This is a genomic window from Caldimonas sp. (assembly GCF_046291045.1).
Lineage (GTDB): Bacteria > Pseudomonadota > Gammaproteobacteria > Burkholderiales > Burkholderiaceae_C > Caldimonas.
Genome location: NZ_JBKBSL010000007.1, coordinates 63,610 through 82,086 on the forward strand (window position 1 = coordinate 63,610; position 18,477 = coordinate 82,086).

Annotated in this window: 17 protein-coding genes; 9 read left to right on the plus strand and 8 right to left on the minus strand. The window is 69.6% G+C overall.

The window, feature by feature from the left end:
- Positions 1-6 precede the first annotated feature (6 nt).
- The 5 genes from ACK4ZD_RS04075 to ACK4ZD_RS04095 form a co-directional block, all read right to left on the minus strand.
- Entirely contained in the window at positions 7-441 is a 435-nt protein-coding gene (locus tag ACK4ZD_RS04075; protein WP_409659052.1) for a universal stress protein, read from the minus strand.
- 92 nt (positions 442-533) lie between these two features.
- Positions 534-1,382: a sulfurtransferase gene (locus ACK4ZD_RS04080; protein ID WP_409659119.1), complete on the minus strand. Its 849-nt coding sequence runs from the start codon at positions 1,380-1,382 to the stop codon at positions 534-536.
- Positions 1,383-1,384: 2 nt separating this feature from the next.
- Positions 1,385-2,260, minus strand: a complete 876-nt coding sequence (locus ACK4ZD_RS04085) for a DMT family transporter (RefSeq protein WP_409659121.1) — start codon at positions 2,258-2,260, stop codon at positions 1,385-1,387.
- Positions 2,261-2,274: 14 nt separating this feature from the next.
- Entirely contained in the window at positions 2,275-4,041 is a 1,767-nt protein-coding gene (locus tag ACK4ZD_RS04090; RefSeq protein ID WP_409659054.1) for an adenylate/guanylate cyclase domain-containing protein, read from the minus strand.
- A 129-nt stretch (positions 4,042-4,170) separates the two neighbouring features.
- A complete protein-coding gene (locus ACK4ZD_RS04095) occupies positions 4,171-5,271 on the minus strand; it encodes an aromatic ring-hydroxylating oxygenase subunit alpha (RefSeq protein WP_409659055.1) in 1,101 nt (366 codons plus the stop codon).
- Between the two features lie 302 nt (positions 5,272-5,573).
- On the opposite strand from ACK4ZD_RS04095, the gene xseB reads away from it, so the two are divergent.
- From xseB to dxs, 3 genes are read left to right on the plus strand one after another with little or no spacing between them, the layout of a single operon-like run.
- Positions 5,574-5,822, plus strand: a complete 249-nt coding sequence (gene xseB, locus ACK4ZD_RS04100) for an exodeoxyribonuclease VII small subunit (protein ID WP_409659056.1) — start codon at positions 5,574-5,576, stop codon at positions 5,820-5,822.
- Positions 5,819-6,712, plus strand: a complete 894-nt coding sequence (locus tag ACK4ZD_RS04105; protein ID WP_409659058.1) for a polyprenyl synthetase family protein — start codon at positions 5,819-5,821, stop codon at positions 6,710-6,712. Before xseB ends, ACK4ZD_RS04105 begins: the two co-directional genes overlap by 4 nt.
- Positions 6,712-8,607: a 1-deoxy-D-xylulose-5-phosphate synthase gene (gene dxs / locus ACK4ZD_RS04110; RefSeq protein ID WP_409659060.1), complete on the plus strand. Its 1,896-nt coding sequence runs from the start codon at positions 6,712-6,714 to the stop codon at positions 8,605-8,607. Before ACK4ZD_RS04105 ends, dxs begins: the two co-directional genes overlap by 1 nt.
- 15 nt (positions 8,608-8,622) lie before the next feature.
- On the opposite strand, the gene selD is transcribed toward dxs, so the two are convergent.
- Positions 8,623-9,681, minus strand: coding sequence for a selenide, water dikinase SelD (gene selD / locus ACK4ZD_RS04115; RefSeq protein WP_409659062.1), 1,059 nt, complete (start codon positions 9,679-9,681; stop codon positions 8,623-8,625).
- Between the two features lie 215 nt (positions 9,682-9,896).
- On the opposite strand from selD, the gene senA reads away from it, so the two are divergent.
- Positions 9,897-11,156 (plus strand): selenoneine synthase SenA, encoded by a 1,260-nt coding sequence (gene senA, locus ACK4ZD_RS04120; RefSeq protein ID WP_409659064.1) that lies wholly within the window; start codon positions 9,897-9,899, stop codon positions 11,154-11,156.
- On the opposite strand, the gene ACK4ZD_RS04125 is transcribed toward senA, so the two are convergent.
- On the minus strand, positions 11,157-12,260 hold the full coding sequence (locus ACK4ZD_RS04125; protein WP_409659066.1) for a substrate-binding domain-containing protein: 1,104 nt from the start codon (positions 12,258-12,260) through the stop codon (positions 11,157-11,159).
- 64 nt (positions 12,261-12,324) lie between these two features.
- Between ACK4ZD_RS04125 and ACK4ZD_RS04130 the strand changes: the two genes are divergently transcribed.
- Genes ACK4ZD_RS04130 through ACK4ZD_RS04140 form a run of 3 tightly spaced genes read left to right on the plus strand, consistent with a single transcriptional unit; the run spans position 12,325 to position 14,623 of the window.
- A complete protein-coding gene (locus ACK4ZD_RS04130) occupies positions 12,325-13,038 on the plus strand; it encodes an ABC transporter permease (protein ID WP_409659068.1) in 714 nt (237 codons plus the stop codon).
- Positions 13,035-13,799, plus strand: coding sequence for a phosphate ABC transporter ATP-binding protein (locus ACK4ZD_RS04135; protein WP_409659070.1), 765 nt, complete (start codon positions 13,035-13,037; stop codon positions 13,797-13,799). Before ACK4ZD_RS04130 ends, ACK4ZD_RS04135 begins: the two co-directional genes overlap by 4 nt.
- Before the next feature lie 47 nt (positions 13,800-13,846).
- The gene (locus ACK4ZD_RS04140; RefSeq protein WP_409659123.1) at positions 13,847-14,623 is read left to right on the plus strand and encodes a substrate-binding domain-containing protein; all 777 of its coding nucleotides are present in this window, start codon (positions 13,847-13,849) and stop codon (positions 14,621-14,623) included.
- A gap of 19 nt (positions 14,624-14,642) precedes the next feature.
- Here the strand turns inward: ACK4ZD_RS04140 and ACK4ZD_RS04145 are convergent, their stop codons facing one another.
- Positions 14,643-15,812: a helix-turn-helix domain-containing protein gene (locus ACK4ZD_RS04145; protein WP_409659072.1), complete on the minus strand. Its 1,170-nt coding sequence runs from the start codon at positions 15,810-15,812 to the stop codon at positions 14,643-14,645.
- A gap of 311 nt (positions 15,813-16,123) precedes the next feature.
- Here ACK4ZD_RS04145 and ACK4ZD_RS04150 point away from each other — a divergent pair, with 311 nt between their 5' ends.
- Positions 16,124-16,600, plus strand: coding sequence for a 4Fe-4S dicluster domain-containing protein (locus ACK4ZD_RS04150; protein ID WP_409659074.1), 477 nt, complete (start codon positions 16,124-16,126; stop codon positions 16,598-16,600).
- A gap of 12 nt (positions 16,601-16,612) precedes the next feature.
- A complete protein-coding gene (locus ACK4ZD_RS04155) occupies positions 16,613-18,460 on the plus strand; it encodes an aldehyde ferredoxin oxidoreductase family protein (protein ID WP_409659075.1) in 1,848 nt (615 codons plus the stop codon).
- Positions 18,461-18,477 lie beyond the last annotated feature (17 nt).

The window sequence follows — 18,477 nt, forward strand, 5'->3', positions numbered from 1 at the left end:
CGCGGATCAGCGCACCACCAGCACCGGCACGTTGGTGTGCGTCAGCACGCGGTTGGTCTCGCTACCCAGCAGCAGGGCCTGCACGCCGCGGCGGCCGTGCGAAGCCATCACGATCAGGTCGACCTGGTGCTGCTTGGCGTAGTCGACGATGGCTTCCCAGACGCTGACCGACTCCACCGTGTGGCCGGTGCAGGTCACGCCCTGGGCGGCGCAGGCCTCCTTGACCGCTGCGATGTTCTTGGCCGCCACCCGTTCCTGGGCATCGAGGAATTCCTGCGGCAGCGTGGGCTGCATCTCCGACATCGCGCTGTAGGGGTAGGGGTCCTTGACGCTGAGCGTGTAGACCTCCGCGCCGAACTGCTTGGCCAGGCTCACCGCGGTCGCGACGGCGCGGTGAGTGATCTCGGAGCCGTCCGTGGGAACGAGGATGCGCTTGTACATGGTGACCTCCTGTCGATGATGGATGCAGTCATCTTGCGCGTCCGGCGCGCAACCATGTTGATGCAAATCAAGCGCAGGGGCAAGGCGGGTTTTCAGCCCCGCTCGACCGGCCGGGTCGGGTCGGCGCACCACTCGCTCCACGAGCCCGGGTACAGCGCCGACCCATGCAGCCCGGCGGCCTCCATTGCGAGCAGGTTGTGGCAGGCCGTCACGCCCGAGCCGCACTGATGCACCACGGCCTGCACCGGCGTGTCGCCCAGCAGCGCGCGGAAGTCCGCTCTCAGGGCCTGCGCCGGGCGGAAGCGGCCGTCGGTGTCGAGGTTGTCCTTGAAGAAGCGGTTGAGCGCGCCCGGAATGTGGCCGGCCACCGGGTCCAGCGGCTCGACATCGCCTCGGTAGCGCTCGGGGGCGCGGGCGTCGATCAGACATTGCCCGGGCGTGCCCAGGGCCTGCAGGACGGCCTGCGCATCGCGCATCGCCACGGCGGCAGGCCGCAGCGGATAGGCCCGCGGAGCCGGTAGCGCGACGGGCCCGGCCTGCAGGGCTCCACCGGCGGCCTGCCAGGCCGGCAGGCCGCCGTCCAGCACGGCCACGGCCTGGTGACCCAGCCAGCGCAGCATCCACCAGGCCCGCGCGGCGAACATGGCGCCTTGGCGGTCGTAGACCACCACGGGCGTGTCGGGGCCGATGCCCAGTGCCCCGATGCGTTGTGCGAAGGCTTCGCGCGCGGGCAGGGGATGGCGGCCGTTGCGGCCGGTCTTGGGGGCGCTGAGATCCCGGTCGAGGTGCAGGTAGTGTGCGCCCGGCAGATGGGCCTGCAGATAGGCGGCCTCGCCCGCCGCCGGGTCGGCCAGGTCGAAGCTCACGTCGATCAGCACCGGCGCCGGGTCCGACGCCAAGGCGGCGCGCAGCGCCTCGGGAGAGATCAGCGGGGTGGGCAGGCTCATGACTCGGTGCTCGTGGTGTTGGGCGGCACGTGCGGTGCCGTCTTGCTGCGCAGGAAGGTGGCGGCGATGCCCGCGACCACGATGAGGATCATGCCGGCGACGGCCATCCATGTCACCGGGTCGCGGAAGAGCAGCACGCCATAGAGGAACGCAAAGACGATGCCCAGATACTGCAAGCTGGCATTGACCAGGGTCTTGCCGGTGGCGTAGGCGCGGGTCATCAGCAACTGCGCCACGGTGGCCAGCACGCCCACGGCCAGCAGCAGGGCCACGCCCTCGAGCGTGTGCGGGCTGGCGCCGCCGGCCAGCATCGTCAGTGCACCGGCCACCACACCCCCGAGCGAGAAATAGAAGACCACGCGGTATTCGGGCTCGCCGATGCGGCCCAGGGCCGTGACCTGCAGATAGGCCGTGGCCGAGAGCATGCCCGAGATCAGCCCGACCAGGCCGTGCCAGAGCTGGTGGTCGTCGATGGTGGGGCGCAGGATCAGGGCCACGCCGGCAAAACCGGCGAGTACCGCGGCGATGAGCCGGCCGTCGATACGCGCGCCGCCCATGATGATGGCCCCGCCCAGCAGGAACAGCGCCATCCACACCGAGGACATGTAGTTCAGCGTCATGGCCGTGGCCAGCGGCAGCCCGCCGATGGCATAGAACCACAGGCTCAGGGCTAGCACGCCGCTGACGCTGCGCCAGAAGTGCATGCCGGGCACCGAGGTGCGCAGGGTGCCGCCACGGTGCCAGACCATCAGCCCGATGGTGGTGGCCCCCACGATGCCGCGGTAGAACACGATCTCACCGCTGCCGTAGTACGCGGAGGCGTACTTCACGCACACGCCCATCGTGGCGAACAGCAGGGACGACAGGACCATCAGGGCGGGAGCACTCACAGGATCTCTTCCTCGGGTCGCAGCAGGTGGGGGGCGGGCTCGGGCAGTTCGGCCTCCTCGGGCAGGCCCCAGACCGGGATCAGGGTGCCGCGGCCGCGCAGGGCGCGCTCGCCCAGGGGCCGCAGGCATTCGCGCAGGGGCGGTGGCAGCAGGTCGCGGGTGGCCTGGTTCACGAAGGCCAGCATGCCGCCTTCCTGCTTGGCCAGGCCTTCCAGGCGAGCCGCGACGTTCACGGTGTCGCCCACCACCGTGTAGATGCAGCGCTCGGGCGAGCCGATCTGTCCGGCCAGTGCGGTGCCGCTGGCCAGGCCAATGCCGATCTCCAGCGGTGCGGCCCCATAGCTGGCGCGTTCCCGGTTGAATTCGGCCAGCTCCCGGCGCATCGCCACGACCGCATGCAGCGCGCGCTCCACGCGGTGAGGGTCGGGCGTGGGGGCACCGAAGACCACGACCATTGCATCGCCCATGTAGTTGTTGACGTAGCCGCCGAAGCGCTGCACCGCATGGGTCATGCGCGTGAAGTGCTCGTTGAGCGTGAGCACCACGTCGCGCGGCTGGAGTCCCTCGCACAACTGGGTGAAGCCGCGGATGTCGGAAAACAGCACGGTGACCTCGACCTCGTGCCCGCCGAGCATCAGCTCGCCCTGCACGAGCTGGTCGCGCACCTCGGGCGAGACGAGGCGGCCGAAGACATCGCGCTCGCGCTCGCGCTGCTCCAGCTCACGGCTCATGTGGTTGAAGGACTGGGCCAGCAGGCCGAGTTCGTCGTCGCGCTGCAGCGCCACGTGGGCGTTGAGGTAGTGGCCCCGCAGGATGGCCCGTGCAGCACGGGCCACTTCCCGGATCGCCCGGGCCAGCGAGCGGGCGAAACGCCAGGCCAGCCAGGCACTCAGGGCCGAGATCACCAGCACCATGAGGACGAAGCGCAGCAGCTCGGCCAGCACCAGCGAGCGGTAGGCGTCCAGGGACGCCTGGACCTCCACGCTCCAGCCGCTGTCGCCCAGCGGCGAGCGGGCCACCACGGGGCGGGAGCGCGCGTCGGCGGCGGCCAGCGCCTCCATCACGGGCAGGGGCTGCACCTGTGGCGGCTGGCCCGCGACGCGCCGCACCAGGACCGGCACGCGGCCCTGCGCATCGCGCAGCAGGGCCCGCAGCTCGCCGCCATCCTGGGCCGGCAGGTCCAGCGCCTGGGCCAATGCGCCGGCGGCGACGCCCACGACCACCCAGCCCTCGACTTCCTCCTGCGCCAGGTGGACCCTCACCTCGACGCTGCCGAGGTCCTCCCGGGTGTGCCAGGGAGGCTGCGACGGCGTGAGGTGGCGCGCCGGCACGGCCTCCCGCACCCGGGGCGGGTGGGTCTGCACCTCGCGGCCCCGCGCGTCCAGCAGCTCGACGCGGTCCACCTCCGGGAAGCTGCGCACCAGCGCCAGCCATTCGCCCCCCAGCGCATCGATGCGGGGCAGGGGCTCGGCGACGGCACGGTCGTCGCCGGGGGGCTGCCGCAGGGCTGCGGCCACGGCCGGCGAGGCGGCCATCGCCTGCGCCAGCCGCTGCGCCGCCGCCAGCAACTGGGTCACCCGTCCTGCCAGCAGGCTGGCGGTCTGGCGGGCCCGCAGCTCCTGTTCCTCGCGCAGCCGCTGGGCACCTTCGGTGAGCGTCAGCAACCCGGCGATCACCAGGGGCACCACGGTAAACAGCAGCACAGACAGCGGCAACGTGCGGCTGAGCGAGCGTTTGTGGGTGTCGGGCGGGGCGGGCGTCACGAGCGGTCGGGGCAGACAACGTCCGGCATTTTGCGACAGCCGGAAAACGAAACACCCGGCCTCGGCCGGGTGGGGGTGCAGCGCAGGCCCTGAACCGCCCGATGCCTCACGGCACGGGCCGGCGGACGATCAGAGCGTACCGATCTGGCGGCGATACCACTCGTGGAAATGCTGCATGCCGTCTTCCATCGGGCTCTGGTAGGGGCCGACCTCGTTGTCGCCACGCTCGAGCAGAGCCTTGCGGCCCCAGTCCATGCGCAGCGCGATCTCGTCGTCTTCGGCACAGGTCTCCATGTAGGCGGCGCGCTGGGCCTCGACGAACTCGCGCTCGAAGGCGGCGATCTCCTCTGGATAGAAGAACTCCACCACGTTGAGCGTCTTCTGCGGGCCCTTGGGGTGCAGCGTGGAGATGACCAGCACGTGGGGGTACCACTCGACCATGATGTGCGGGTAGTAGGTCAGCCAGATCGCCCCTTGCGAGGGCGGCTCACCGCCGCGGTAGTTCAGCAGCACCTCATGCCATTTGCGGTAGACGTCCGAGCCTGGCTTGCCCAGGGCATTGGCCACGCCCACGGTCTGCACCGAGTACTCGCGGCCAAACTCCCAGCGCAGGTCGTCGCAGGTCACGAAGTTGCCCAGGCCCGGATGGAAGGGGCCGACGTGGTAGTCCTCCAGGTAGACCTCGATGAAGGTCTTCCAGTTGTAGTCGCATTCGTGCAGCTCGACGTGGTCGAGCACGTAGCCCGAGAAGTCGAACGCCTGCAGGGGCCCGAGCCCGGCCAGGTCGGCGGCGATGTCGCGGCCGTTGTCCTCGAACAGCAGACCGTTCCATTCGCGCAGGCGGTAGGTGTTGAGGTTCAGGCACGGGTCCTGCGCGAAGTGCGGCGCGCCCAGCAACTGGCCGTCCAGCGCGTAGGTCCAGCGGTGCAAAGGGCAGACGATGTTGCTCTTGGTGTTGCCACGCCCGCGCAGCATCACGGCCTGGCGGTGGCGGCACACGTTCGAGATCAGCTCGATGCCTCGCTGCGAGCGCACCAGCGCGCGGCCCTCGCCTTCCTGGGGCAAGGCATAGTGGTCCCCCACCTCGGGTACCGCGAGCGCATGCCCGAGGTACCGCGGACCGCCATGGAAGATGAGCTCCATTTCGCGACGGAACAGCTCGTCGCTGAAATAGGCCGAAACCGGCAGTTGCGTGTGGCTTTGCTCAAGGGCAATGCTTAGGTCTGACATGATCCCCAGGATCTCCAAAAACCAATGTCCAACCACCACCCACGGTGGGCCCATCTTCCCCGGTCAGGCCAAAATGGCGCCGTCCATGGCGAGAGCCTCCGTTGGTGTGTGTGCGGGACCTGGTCGGTCCGGGACGGGGCCTGCGGCCGGAGAACCGTTCATTTTACCGGTGGGGGTGTCCCCTGGCCGGGTGGCCCTACGGCGCGGTGCGGCATGCCGCATCGTGGGGCGGCTGGGGCCTTGCGGTGCGGTGTGCGCACGCCGGTGGCTTGACTACAATCAGAGGCTTTTTCCCCCACCCCATGGCCAAGACCCCGACTCCCGCGCCGGCTGCCAGCGCGGCCAGCCACGCCAGCTACGAGGAGGCACTGGCCGAACTCGAGCGCCTGGTGGCCGAACTCGAGTCCGGGCAGTTGCCGCTGGACCGCTTGCTTCAGACCTACCAGCGCGGGGCCGAGCTGTTGGCTTTTTGCCGCGGCCGGCTCGAAGCGGTGGAGGCCCAGGTCAAGGTCATCGAGGACGGGCAGCTCAAGCCCTGGAACGCGGCATGACTCCGGCACAGTTCGAGGACTGGACCGCGGCGGCGCTCGAGCGCGTGGAGGCCGCGCTCGACCGCTTCGTGCCGGCCGACGCGCCGGCCGGGTTGGGCGAGGCGATGCGTTACGGCGTGCTCGACGGCGGCAAGCGGGTGCGCGCGCTGCTGGTGCTGGCCGCCGCCGAGGCGGTGGACGGTCATGCGCAGGCAGCACTGCGGGCGGCCTGCGCGGTGGAGTTGATCCACGCCTACTCGCTGATCCATGACGACATGCCCTGCATGGACAACGACGTGCTGCGTCGGGGCAAGCCCACGGTGCACGTGCGGTTCGGGCAGGCCCAGGCCATGCTGGCCGGCGATGCGATGCAGGGGCTGGCTTTCGAGGTGCTGACCCCGCAGGACGAGGCCGAAGTGCCCCTGCCGCTGCAGGCGCGTCTGTGCGGCCTGCTGGCGCGCGCGGCCGGGCATGCCGGCATGGCCGGCGGGCAGGCCATCGATCTGGCGGCCGTGGGCCGCACACTCAACGAGGCCGAGCTGCGCCACATGCACCGCTGCAAGACTGGCGCGCTGCTGCATGGCAGCGTGATGATGGGTGCGGCCTGCGGGGCGCCCGACGCCGGGGCGATGCAGGCGCTGTCGGATTATGGCTGGGCCATCGGGCTGGCCTTCCAGGTGGTGGACGACATCCTGGACGTGACTCAGGCCTCCGAGACCCTGGGCAAGACGGCCGGCAAGGATGCCCACGATGGCAAGCCCACCTACGTCTCGTTGATGGGCCTTCAGGCTGCGCGACGTCACGCGAACGAGCTGCGCGACCAGGCCCACTCCGCGCTGGCGCGCAGCGGCCTGGCCCACACGGCCTGCCTGGCCCGACTGGCCGAGCGCATCGTCGATCGGGAACACTGATGAACCACCCCCTGCTCGAAACCATCCACAGCCCCGCCGACTTGCGGCGGCTGTCGCGCACCGAGCTCAAGCGCCTGGCGGCTGAACTGCGTGACTTCGTGCTGCACAGCGTGTCCCAGACGGGGGGGCACCTGTCGTCCAACCTTGGCACGGTGGAGCTCACGATCGCGTTGCACTACGTCTTCAACACGCCCGAGGATCGGCTGGTGTGGGACGTGGGTCACCAGACCTATCCGCACAAGATTCTTACCGGCCGGCGCGAGCGCATGCACACGCTGCGCCAGCTCGGCGGCATCAGCGGCTTCCCGCGTCGTGACGAGAGCGAGTACGACACCTTCGGCACGGCCCATTCGTCCACCTCCATCTCGGCGGCACTGGGCATGGCCTTGGCAGCCAAACTCAAGGGGGAGGACCGCCGCGCCGTGGCCATCATCGGCGACGGGGCGATGACGGCCGGCATGGCCTTCGAGGCGCTGAACAACGCGGGTGTGCAGCATGCGGTGGGGTTGGCCGACATGCTGGTGGTGCTCAACGACAACGACATGTCGATCAGCCCGCCGGTGGGCGCGCTGAACAAGTACCTGGCCCGCCTGATGAGCGGCAAGTTCTACGCGGCCGCTCGCGAGGGGGCCAAGGCAGTGCTGAAGAACGCCCCGCCGCTGTTCGAACTGGCGCGCCGCTTCGAGGAGCATGCCAAGGGCATGGTGGTGCCCGGCACGATCTTCGAGGAGTTCGGCTTCACCTACGTGGGGCCCATCGACGGCCACGATCTCGACGCGCTGATCCCCACGTTGGAGAACCTGCGCGACAAAAAGGGCCCGCAGTTCCTGCATGTGGTCACGAAGAAGGGCTATGGCTACAAGCTGGCCGAGGCCGACCCGATCGCCTACCACGGTCCGGGCAAGTTCGACCCAGCGCGCGGGCTGCAAAAGCCGGCCACGCCGCCCAAGACCACGTTCACCCAGGTGTTCGGCCAGTGGCTGTGCGACATGGCCGAGGCCGATCCGAAGCTGGTGGCCATCACGCCGGCCATGCGTGAGGGCTCGGGCATGGTCGAGTTCCACCAGCGCTTCCCGACCCGCTACCACGACGTGGGCATCGCCGAGCAGCACGCCGTCACCTTTGCGGCCGGTCTGGCCTGCGAGGGCCTCAAGCCGGTGGTCGCGATCTACTCCACCTTCCTGCAGCGCGCCTACGACCAGCTCATCCACGACGTGGCGATCCAGAAGCTGCCGATGGTGCTGGCCCTGGACCGTGCCGGCATCGTCGGGGCCGACGGCGCCACCCACATGGGCGCCTTCGACATCGCGTTCCTGCGCTGCATCCCCCACGTGAGCGTGCTCGCCCCGGCCGACGAGAACGAGTGCCGGCAGATGCTCTACACCGCCTACCTGCAGGATCATCCGGTGGCCGTGCGCTACCCGCGCGGTGCGGGCGTCGGCGTCGAGGTGAAGAAGGACATGACGGCCCTGCCCTTCGGCAAGGGCGAGGTGCGCCGCCGCGGCCAGCGCATCGCCATCCTGGCCTTCGGCCCCTTGCTCTACCCGGCCCTGGCCGCGGCCGAGCGGCTCGATGCCACCGTGGCCAACATGCGTTTCGTCAAGCCGCTCGATGCGGCCTTGGTGGAGGAACTGGCCCACACCCACGACGCCCTGGTGACGGTGGAGGAGGGCTGCCTCATGGGCGGGGCCGGCAGTGCGGTGGCCGAGGCCCTGCATGCGGCGGGTCTGACGGTGCCGGTGCTGATGCTGGGTCTGAAGGACGAATTCGTCGAGCACGGCGACCCGGCCCGGCTGCTGGCTCTGCACGGACTGGACGCCGAGGGCATCGAGCGCTCGATCCTGCAGCGCTTCGGTGCCAAGCTCGAACTGGTCAAGCCGGCGGCCAACCAGTAGGTCACCGCGGGACGGTCAGGCCACTGCCAGACGCGGCGGGCCGGCCTCGATGCGGCCCACCACCGCCGCGGCCTCGAACCCGTGACGGCGAAAGACCGCCAGTACCTCGTCCACGATCTCGGGCGCACAGGCCGCCAGCAGCCCGCCGCTGGTTTGCGGATCGGTGAGCAAGGCCCGGTCGGTGTCGGCAAAGCCCTCGGGCAGATCCACCTCGGCGCCATAGCTGGCCCAGTTGCGGCCCGAGGCCCCGGTGACGAAGCCGCGCGAGGCCAGCTCGCGCACACCCTCCAGCAGCGGCACCATCGCCCAGTCGATCACCACCCGGGTGCCGGCTGCACGTGCCAACTCCAGGCCGTGTCCGGCCAGGCCGAAACCGGTGACGTCGGTCAGGGCGTGCACGCCGGGCAGTTCCGACAGGTCCATGCCGGGCGTGTTCAGGCGCGTGGTGGTGTCGATCATGCGACGATAGCCGGCCTGGTCCAGTGCCTCCTTCTTCAGCGCCGCCGAGAGCACGCCCACGCCCAGGGGCTTGCCCAGCACCAGCACGTCGCCGGGGCGTGCCCCGGCGTTGCGCTTGACCCGGTCGGGGTGCACCAGGCCCAGCACCACCAGGCCGTAGATGGGTTCGACCGAGTCGATGGTGTGCCCGCCGGCGATCGGGATGCCAGCCTGCCGGCACACGCTTTCGCCGCCTTGCAGGATGCGGCCGATCACCTCCAGCGGCAGCACGTTGACCGGCATGCCCACGAGGCCCAGGGCGAGGATGGGCCGCCCGCCCATCGCATAGACGTCGGAGATCGCGTTGGTGGCCGCGATGCGCCCGAAGTCGTGCGGGTCGTCGACGATGGGCATGAAGAAGTCGGTGGTGGCGACCAGGGCTTGGTGGTCGTTGAGACGGTAGACGGCGGCGTCGTCGGCCGTCTCGATGCCCACCATCAACGCCTCGGGCACCGGCAGGCCGCGCGTGGAGCGCAAGATCTCGGACAGCACCCCCGGGGCGATCTTGCAGCCGCAGCCCCCGCCATGCGAGAGCGAGGTCAGGCGGGGGTGGGGGGGCAGGGGGGCAGCACTCACATCCGGTCTCCAGGGCTTCGACCCGCGCAGTGTAGGACGAGTGCGCGGCCCAGGGCCGAAGGGCAAAGGCGTTGCCCTGCACTGTTCCCGGGGTCGCAGGGTTCGCCCTGCCATGACGCTGCGATGCGGGTGCGACAATGGCCTGCAACAGCCGGACCCAGCGTCGGACGGTGTGCCAGTTGCCGTTGTCGGCCCCGGGCCGTGCAGGGCGCACGATGGCCGCCGCCGGCGGCGGCGAGGACCGGGACTGCTTGGACGAGGGAACCAGCCACGTGCTCGACATCGACACACCCTTGTTGCGCCAGGTGGGGCGCGATGCCCTGTCCCTGGCCCTGATCGATGCGCGAAACTGCACGCTGCGCCGCTTCGAGGCCTTTGAGCGGGCCGGCATGCTGCAGGTGCCTTGCCTGCCCGAACTCGACCCGCCGCTGTGGGAGCTGGGCCATGTGGCCTGGTTTCAGGAGTATTGGGTCGGGCGCAACATCGAGCGCTATCGCGGCGCCCAGGCCGACCCGACGCGGCCCAAACTCGCCTCCAAGCTGCCGCAGGCCGATGCCTGGTACGACTCCTCGCAGGTTTCGCACGACGAGCGCTGGTCGCTGGCGCTGCCTGATGCGCTTGATACGCGGGCGTACCTGGTGGACACGCTGGAGGCCACTCTGGATCTCCTGAGCGGCGCGCCCGAGACCGACGAGGGCTTGTACTTTTTCCGGCTTGCGCTCTTCCATGAGGACATGCACGCCGAGGCGCTTGCGACCATGGCCCAGACCCTGGGGCTGCTCATGCCCGACCTGCCGCCCCCCGAAATCTTTGCCCCACGCGACCCGATCACCGTGCCGCACTGCCGCTGGACGCTGGGCAGCGCCCGCGGGGAGGGCTTCGTGTTCGACAACGAGAAGTGGGCGCATGAGGTGCGCCTGCCGGAGTTCGAAATCGACGCCCAGCCAGTGAGCTGGGCCCAGTTCCTCGAATTCATCGACGACGGGGGGTATGAGGACCGGCGCTGGTGGAGCGATGAAGGCTGGGCTTGGGTGCAGCGCGAAGCGCGCACGGCACCGCGCCATGTGGAGCAGGTACGCCACGGCGTGCTGGCGCGGCAGTTCGGGGCACTCACCCAGGTGCCGTTGGCCGCCCCGGCCACCCATGTCAGCTGCCACGAGGCCGAGGCCTGGTGTCGTTGGGCGGGGCGGCGCCTGCCCTTCGAGGCGGAATGGGAGGCCGCGGCCTGGCTGGGGCGTCGGCAGGGCTTCCGCCACGGCCAGGTGTGGGAGTGGACGGCCAGCCGCTTCGAGCCCTTCGACGGCTTTGAGCCGGATCCCTACCGCGACTACTCGTTACCCTGGTTCGGCACGCACCGGGTGCTCAAGGGGGGCTCACGGGCCACGCGCGGGCGACTGAAAGACCCAAAGTTCCGCAACTTCTCTATGCCGCACCGCGACGACATTTTCTGCGGTTTTCGCTCCTGCGCGCTCTGATCAGGCCTTCTCCTGCTTGGGGCGGCGGTAGGTCCACCAGGGCAGCACCGAACGCAGGCTGAGCACCTCCCCACAATGGTCGAGGGCGTAGCCGGGCAGCGCGGCCAGCTCGATTTGCCATTGAGGATCGCGCAGGGCCCGCATCAGCTGCCGCACCGCAGGCTGCTCCAGGCTGGTGGTGAGCGCGGCCAGCAGGTAGCGTTCACGCGCCAGCGGCAGGAACTCCAGGCCGCGCGACTGTGCAGCCATCTCGATGCCGAAGCCGGCATCGGCCTGTCCACTGGCCACGGCCTCGGCCACGGCTGCGTGGGAGGGCTCGGTGCGTGCCGCCTCGAACATCGAGCGCGCGTCCAGGCCCTGCTCGGCGCACAACTCCTCGAACAGCACGCGCGAGCCGGTGCCGCGCGGTCGGTGCACGAAGCGCAGACCGGGACGGGCGAGGTCCACCAGGCCGCGCAGGCCCAGCGGGTTGCCGCGCGCGACGATCAGGCCCTGGCTGCGCTGTGCGAAGCCGATGAGCTTGTGGCGCCCCGGCCTGAGCCTGGGCCGGTAGGTGCGTGCCGTGGCCGAGCGGCGATCGGCGTCCAGGCGCAGATGGAAGCCGGCCACCACGCAGCGCCCCTCGTTGAGCGCGTCCAGCGCATCGATGCTGCCGCTGAACTGCACGTCCAGATGCAGGCCCGCGCGGGCCGCGCGCTCGCGCAGGCGCGGCAGGGCCTCATCATGGCTGGCCTGCAGGCTCAGCACGAGGGCCTGCTCGTCGAAGACCACGGCAAAGGCCCGCTCGAGCTCGCCGCGCAAGGTCTCGATCTGAGGTGCGAGCCTCGCACGGGCGCGGCGCTCGGCCCACAGCAGCTTGTCGCCGAAGGGCGAGAGCTGTGCGCGCTGCCCCTTGACCCACAGCACCAGCGGCTGGCCCAGCTCGGCTTCCCAGCGCTTGAGTTCGCCCCACACATGCCGGTAAGACAGGTTCAGCTCGCGGGCTGCGGCCGAGATGGAGCCTCCCCGGTGAATGGCCTCGAGCAGCCGCATCAGCGGGTGGTGCAGATCCTCGACCGGCTCGTCCGGTGCGCACAGCGCATAGCGCAGCGAAATCCTATGCATGGGGCTTCATATCGCCGAGACGGGAAGGGATGCCTAGCATACCGAGCATGACCCGAGCCCCTGCATGAACACCTTTGCCGACAGTATCGCCCAGGCGATCGCGCTCCTTCTGTCCTTCGATCCGCGCCTGTGGAGCATCGTGGCGTTGTCGCTGCAGGTCAGCGGCCTGGCCAGCATCCTCGCGATGGCGCTGGGGCTGGGGCTGGGGGCCTGGATCGCGGTGAGCCGTTTTCCCGGGCGCCACGCGGTGCTCGTGCTGCTCAACACCTCGCTGGCCCTGCCGGCGGTGGTGGTGGGCCTGGTGGTGTACCTGCTGCTTTCGCGTGCCGGTCCGCTCGGTCCATTGGGGATTCTCTTTACCCCCACCGCGATGGTGATCGCCCAGGTGGTGCTGGTGCTGCCCATCGTCACTGCGCTGGTGCGCCAGCATCTGGAAAGCGCGATGAACGATCACGGCGAGCAGTTGCGCTCACTGGGGGCCGGGCGTATGGCCAGTGCGCTCATCCTGGCTTGGGACGAACGCACGGCCTTGGCCACGGTGGCCTTGGCCGCCTTCGGACGAGCCATTGCCGAGGTGGGCGCGGTCATGATCGTCGGCGGCAACATCGATGGCGTCACGCGGGTGATGACCACTGCCATCGCGCTGGAGACCAGCAAGGGCGATCTGCCGCTGGCCCTGGGGCTGGGGCTGGTGCTGCTGACGGTGGTGCTGGCGCTGAACGTGCTGATGGCCGCTTTGCGCCAGTGGCGCGAACGGCTGGACGAGGCCTACGCATGAGCGGCCACCAGGCCTGCCTGCAACTCGTGAGTCGTGCGGCGTCGGCGCAGCCGGCGCTGCAGATCGAACTGGAGGGCGCCTGCGTGCGCTTTGGCCGCAAGACGGCCTTGCAGGGTCTGAACCTGCAGGTGCGTGCCGGAGAGCGCATCGCCTTCGTGGGATCCAACGGGTCGGGCAAGAGCACGCTGCTGCGGGCCTTGCATGGCTTGGTGCCGCTGACCGAAGGCCGCCGGGTTTGCGGTCGGCGCGAGGATGGTCAGGCGTGGTGCCAGGCCATGGTGTTCCAGCGCCCCCACATGCTTCGGCTGAGTGTGCGCCACAACGTGGCCCTGGGCTTGTGGCTGGCCGGCCTCCCCTGGCGGGAATGCAAGGTGCGCGCCGACGACGCCCTGCATCGGGTGGGTCTGCATACGCAGGCCGACCGCCCGGCCCGCGTCCTGTCGGGCGGGCAGCAGCAGCGCGTGGCGCTGGCGCGGGCCTGGGCCCTGCAGCCCGACGTGCTGCTGTTGGACGAACCCACCGCCAGCCTCGACCCCTGTGCCAAGCGCGAGGTGGAGGCCTTGATCGAGCAGTTCGCCGACCAGGGGCTCACCGTGCTGATGAGCTCGCACAACCTGGGCCAGGTTCGGCGCCTGGCCACCCGTGTCGTCTACCTCGAGCAGGGCCGGCTGCTGGCCGACGTCGATGTCGACCGCTTTTTCCACGGCGAACTGCCGCGGGAAGCGCAACTCTTCCTCAAGGGAGAACTTCCATGGTGCTGACGCGTGGGCGGCTGATCCGCCTGGCCGGCTTGGGCCTTGTGGCAGGGATGGCGCTCGGGGCCTGGGCCCAGGAGCGTTTCATCGTCATGGCGTCGACGACATCGACCGAGCAGTCGGGCCTGTTCGCCCACCTGCTGCCGGCCTTCCGGCAGGCCACCGGGATCGAGGTGCGGGTGGTGGCCCTGGGCACCGGCCAGGCGCTGGACATGGGCCGGCGGGGCGATGCAGACGTCGTCTTCGTGCATGACCAGGCCGCTGAGGAGAAGTTCGTCGCCGAAGGCTTCGGCCTGAAGCGCTTTCCAGTGATGTACAACGATTTCGTGCTCGTGGGCCCCAGGAGCGACCCGGCCGGCGTCAAGGGGCGCGACATCGTGGCCGGCCTGCAGAAGGTGGCGGCTGGCAGCGCACCGTTCATCTCCCGCGGCGACAAGAGCGGCACGCATGCGGCCGAACTGCGCTACTGGAAGGCCGCGGGCATCGATGCGCCCGAAACCCGCGTGAGCGGCTACAAGGCCTGTGGATGCGGCATGGGGCCGGCGCTGAACATCGCTTCGAGCAGCCAGGCCTACGTGCTCACCGACCGAGGCACCTGGCTGTCGTTCAGGAACCGCGGCGACTTGGCCGTGCTGGTCGAGGGGGACCGGCGGCTGTTCAACCAATATGGCGTGATCGTGGTCAACCCGGCACGCCACCCGCATGTGAAGCAGGAGCTGGCGCAGGCCTTCGTCGACTGGGTGGTGTCCGACGCCGGACAGGCGGCGATCGCGGCCTACCGGATCGGTGGCGAGCCCCTGTTCTTCCCCAACGCGAAGGCCGCCCCCTGAGGAGGGTCAGGCGGGACCGTCAGGTGGCGCCTGGCGAGCCCTTGCGCAGCTTGCGGTACAGCGTGTTGCGCCCGATGCCCAGTTGCCGGGCCGCTTTCGAGACATTGCCGCCGGCGGCCGCGACGGCGCGGCGGATGGTCTCCAGCTCCACCGCCTCCAGCGTGGCCGCCGCAGGAGGGACGGCGGCGGGGGGCGCTGGCGGCCGCTCGACGAGCGCCGGCGGGGGCGCTGCGGCCGCCGGCACACTGGGCCACAGAGTGGGCCAGTTGAAGAAGGCGCGCAGATGGAGGGCCCGCTCCGGCCGGCCGGGGCACTGCGGCACGACCTTCAGCGGTTCGTCGCCGTGGCGACGGCAATGGTCGATGACCTCGCCCACGGTGACCCCGAGCACGGCCTGCAGCCCCTGCACCCGCAGGGCCGCTGCACTGAGGCCCAGTTCCTGCAAGGCGGCGCGGTTCGCCCCCAGAACGGCCCCGTCGGGGGAGACCGCCAGCAGGCCCTCGCGCACCGTGCCCAGCATCTCGGCCCGTGGGTGGAAATGCAGCCGCAGGCCCTGGCGGAACCGGTCGCTGAACCAGTGGTTCTCGATCATCTGGGCTGACAGGCCCACCAGCGCCAGCGTGTGCGGGTGGTAGGAACGCTGGTCGCCGGTCACGTCCAGCACCCCCATCACCTGGCCGGCATGGTCGAAGATGGGCGAGGCCGAGCAGGTAAGGAAGTGGTTGGCCCGCACGAAGTGCTCGGTGCCATGCACCAGCGTGGGCGTCTCGTCGAACAGGGCCGTGCCGATCGCATTGGTGCCCTTGGTGGCCTCGGACCAGTTCACGCCGGGCGCCAGGGCGATCTGCTGGGCCTTTTCCATGAAGCCGTCGTCGCCCAGGCTGTGCAGAATGGTGCCCTGGCTGTCGGTGAGCACCACCAGGCTGCGGGTCGAGACGATCTGCTCGAACAGCATCTCCATCACCGGCACCGCATGCCGCCACAGCCGCTGGTTGCGCTCGCGCATCTCGCGCAGGCGGGCCTGGGGCACGGGGCTCAGGTCGGGCAGGGCGCGGGCGTCCACGCCCAGGGCGGCACAGCGTTCATGGCTGCGCGCGATGGCGCTGTCGTGGGCGGCCGGCACCAAGGCCGAGCCGGCGGGTGCCCAGGGCTCGCGGGAGCGTGCGGCGGGGCTGTCGAACGGGGGCATGGCGTCTCCTGGCCTTCAGGTCGGGCGCGTCGCCCGCGGCGGCGATCGCCGGGCCCCGGCTGCGACCCGGCAACAGGGGGCGATCACCGCCTGCCAGTGTGGCATCTGGGTGTCGGCTTGCCAAGGCGGGCCCGCCCCGGGGGCAGGTGTCCCACCCTGGAACAGCGGCCCCGCCAGACCCCCCGGAAAACCCGGGTTAGGCCTAGGTTTGCAGGCCGGCAGCCTAGGAAGAAGATTGCATAGCACCGGGTCAGGACGGTCTCATGCCCTGTCCTGCCGCATGAACCCACCAGCCAACCGAAAGGCGAGCCATGCAAAAGGTTCTGCACATCAATCCCGAGAAGTGCACCGGCTGTCTGCAATGCGAGATGGCCTGCAGCTTCGAGAACTACGGGGTCTATGCGACGTCCAAGTCGCGCATCAAGGTCTTCGACTTCCACCACACCGGCCGCAAGGTGCCCTACACCTGCACGCAGTGCGACGAGGCCTGGTGCCTGCATGCCTGCCCGGTGGAGGCCATCACCATCGACAAGATCACGGGTGCCAAGGTGGTGAGCGAGACCACCTGCGTGGGCTGCAAGGTCTGCACCATCGCCTGCCCCTTCGGCACCATCAACTACGTGCAGGAAACCGGCAAGGTTCAGAAATGCGACCTGTGCGGCGGCGAGCCGGCCTGCGCCGAGGCCTGCCCCACGCAGGCCATCACCTTCGTCGACGCCAACTGGACCGGCCTGGACCGCATGAAGGCCTGGGCCGACAAGCTTGGCAACCAACCGGCAGCCGCCTGAAAGGAGCGCATCATGTCCTGGGCTGGCAAGATCCTGCGCGTGAACCTCACCACCGGTGAGTGCAAGAGCGAACCGCTGAACATGACCTGGGCCAAGCAGTACCTGGGTTCGCGGGGCCTCGCATCCAAGTACCTGACCAGCGAGATCGATCCGAAGGTCGATCCGCTGTCGCCGGACAACAAGATCATCTGGGCCACCGGCCCGCTGACGGGCACGATGGCCTCCACCGGCGGGCGCTACACGGTGGTCACCAAGGGCCCGCTCACCGGCGCCATCGCCTGCTCGAACTCGGGCGGCTACTGGGGGGCCGAGCTGAAGATGGCCGGCTGGGACATGGTCATCTTCGAGGGCCGCAGTGCCAAGCCCGTCTACCTCGCCATCGAGGACGACAAGGCCGAGCTGCGCGATGCCGCCCATCTGTGGGGCAAGTCGGTGTGGGAGACCGAGGAGATCATCAAGAAGCAGCACCAGGATCCGCTCACCCGCATCTCCAGCATCGGGCAGGCGGGCGAGAACCTGGTCTTGTTCGCCGCAGTGGTCAACGACCTGCACCGCGCCGCCGGCCGCTCCGGCGTGGGCGCGGTGATGGGCAGCAAGAACCTCAAGGCCATCGCCGTGCGCGGCACCCGGGGCGTGGGCAACATCGCCAACCCCAAGGAGTTCATGAAGGTCACCTTCGAGAAGAAGAAGATCCTGGCCGACAACGCCGTCACCGGCCAGGGCCTGCCCACCTATGGCACCCAGGTGCTGATGAACGTGATCAACGAGGTGGGGGCACTGCCCACGCGCAACCACCGCGACAGTCAGTTCGAGGGGGCCAAGGACATCTCGGCCGAGGCCATGGCCACGCCGCGCAAGAGCGATGGCAAACCCCAGCTCGTGACCAACCAGGCCTGCTTCGGCTGCACCATCGCCTGCGGACGCATCAGCAAGATCGACCAGACCCACTTCTCGGTGGAGAACAAGCCGCAGTACTGGGGCGCCTCCGGCGGCCTGGAGTACGAGGCGGCTTGGGCGCTGGGCGCGGCCAACGGCGTGAACGACCTGGAGGCGCTGCAGTACGCCAACCTCATCTGCAACGAACAGGGCATGGACCCGATTTCCTTCGGGGCCACTGTCGGCGCGGTGATGGAGCTCTACGAGATGGGCGTGCTCACGAAGGAGCAGATCGGCATCGAGGCGCCCTTCGGTTCGGCCAAGGCCCTGTGCGAGCTGGCCGACATGACGGCCAAGGGCGTGGGCTTCGGCAAGGAGATCGGACAGGGCAGCAAGCGGCTGTGCGCGAAGTACGGCCATCCCGAGCTGTCGATGAGCGTCAAGGGCCAGGAGTTCCCGGCCTACGATGCCCGCGGCATCCAGGGCATGGGCCTGACCTATGCCACCAGCAACCGCGGTGCCTGCCACCTGCGCAGCTACACCGTGGCCTCCGAAATCCTGGGTATCCCGATGAAGACCGATCCACTGGTGGCCGATGGCAAGCCGGAGCTGGTCAAGGCCTTCCAGGACGCCACGGCCGTGTTCGACTCTGCTGGCATCTGCATCTTCACCAGCTTCGCTTGGGGGCTGGCCGACGTGCAGCCGCAGGTGGCGGCGGCCTGCGGCGAGGAGTTCACGCTCGAATACCTCAACGAGGTGGGTGAGCGCATCTGGAACATGGAGCGCGACTTCAACAACCGGGCCGGCTTCACCGCCAAGGACGACACCTTGCCGCCGCGTCTGCTCAACGAAGGGGCCAAGACCGGGCCGGCCAAGGGCCTGACCAGCAAGCTGCCCGAGATGCTGCCCAAGTACTACGAGGTGCGCGGCTGGACACCCGATGGCCAGCTCAAGCCGGAGACGCGCGCCCGCCTGGGCCTGTGACCCCGGCTGTCTGACCC

Coding starts and splice junctions, on each gene's coding strand:
- ACK4ZD_RS04105 (WP_409659058.1), top strand. CDS start 5,819: ATGACTCCGGCACAGTTCGAGGACTGGACCGCGGCGGCGCTCGAGCGC.
- ACK4ZD_RS04140 (WP_409659123.1), top strand. CDS start 13,847: ATGGCGCTCGGGGCCTGGGCCCAGGAGCGTTTCATCGTCATGGCGTCG.
- ACK4ZD_RS04095 (WP_409659055.1), bottom strand. CDS start 5,271: ATGTCAGACCTAAGCATTGCCCTTGAGCAAAGCCACACGCAACTGCCG.
- ACK4ZD_RS04155 (WP_409659075.1), top strand. CDS start 16,613: ATGTCCTGGGCTGGCAAGATCCTGCGCGTGAACCTCACCACCGGTGAG.
- ACK4ZD_RS04085 (WP_409659121.1), bottom strand. CDS start 2,260: ATGGTCCTGTCGTCCCTGCTGTTCGCCACGATGGGCGTGTGCGTGAAG.
- ACK4ZD_RS04075 (WP_409659052.1), bottom strand. CDS start 441: ATGTACAAGCGCATCCTCGTTCCCACGGACGGCTCCGAGATCACTCAC.
- xseB (WP_409659056.1), top strand. CDS start 5,574: ATGGCCAAGACCCCGACTCCCGCGCCGGCTGCCAGCGCGGCCAGCCAC.
- ACK4ZD_RS04135 (WP_409659070.1), top strand. CDS start 13,035: ATGAGCGGCCACCAGGCCTGCCTGCAACTCGTGAGTCGTGCGGCGTCG.
- ACK4ZD_RS04145 (WP_409659072.1), bottom strand. CDS start 15,812: ATGCCCCCGTTCGACAGCCCCGCCGCACGCTCCCGCGAGCCCTGGGCA.
- dxs (WP_409659060.1), top strand. CDS start 6,712: ATGAACCACCCCCTGCTCGAAACCATCCACAGCCCCGCCGACTTGCGG.
- senA (WP_409659064.1), top strand. CDS start 9,897: ATGGCCGCCGCCGGCGGCGGCGAGGACCGGGACTGCTTGGACGAGGGA.
- ACK4ZD_RS04150 (WP_409659074.1), top strand. CDS start 16,124: ATGCAAAAGGTTCTGCACATCAATCCCGAGAAGTGCACCGGCTGTCTG.
- ACK4ZD_RS04130 (WP_409659068.1), top strand. CDS start 12,325: ATGAACACCTTTGCCGACAGTATCGCCCAGGCGATCGCGCTCCTTCTG.
- ACK4ZD_RS04125 (WP_409659066.1), bottom strand. CDS start 12,260: ATGCATAGGATTTCGCTGCGCTATGCGCTGTGCGCACCGGACGAGCCG.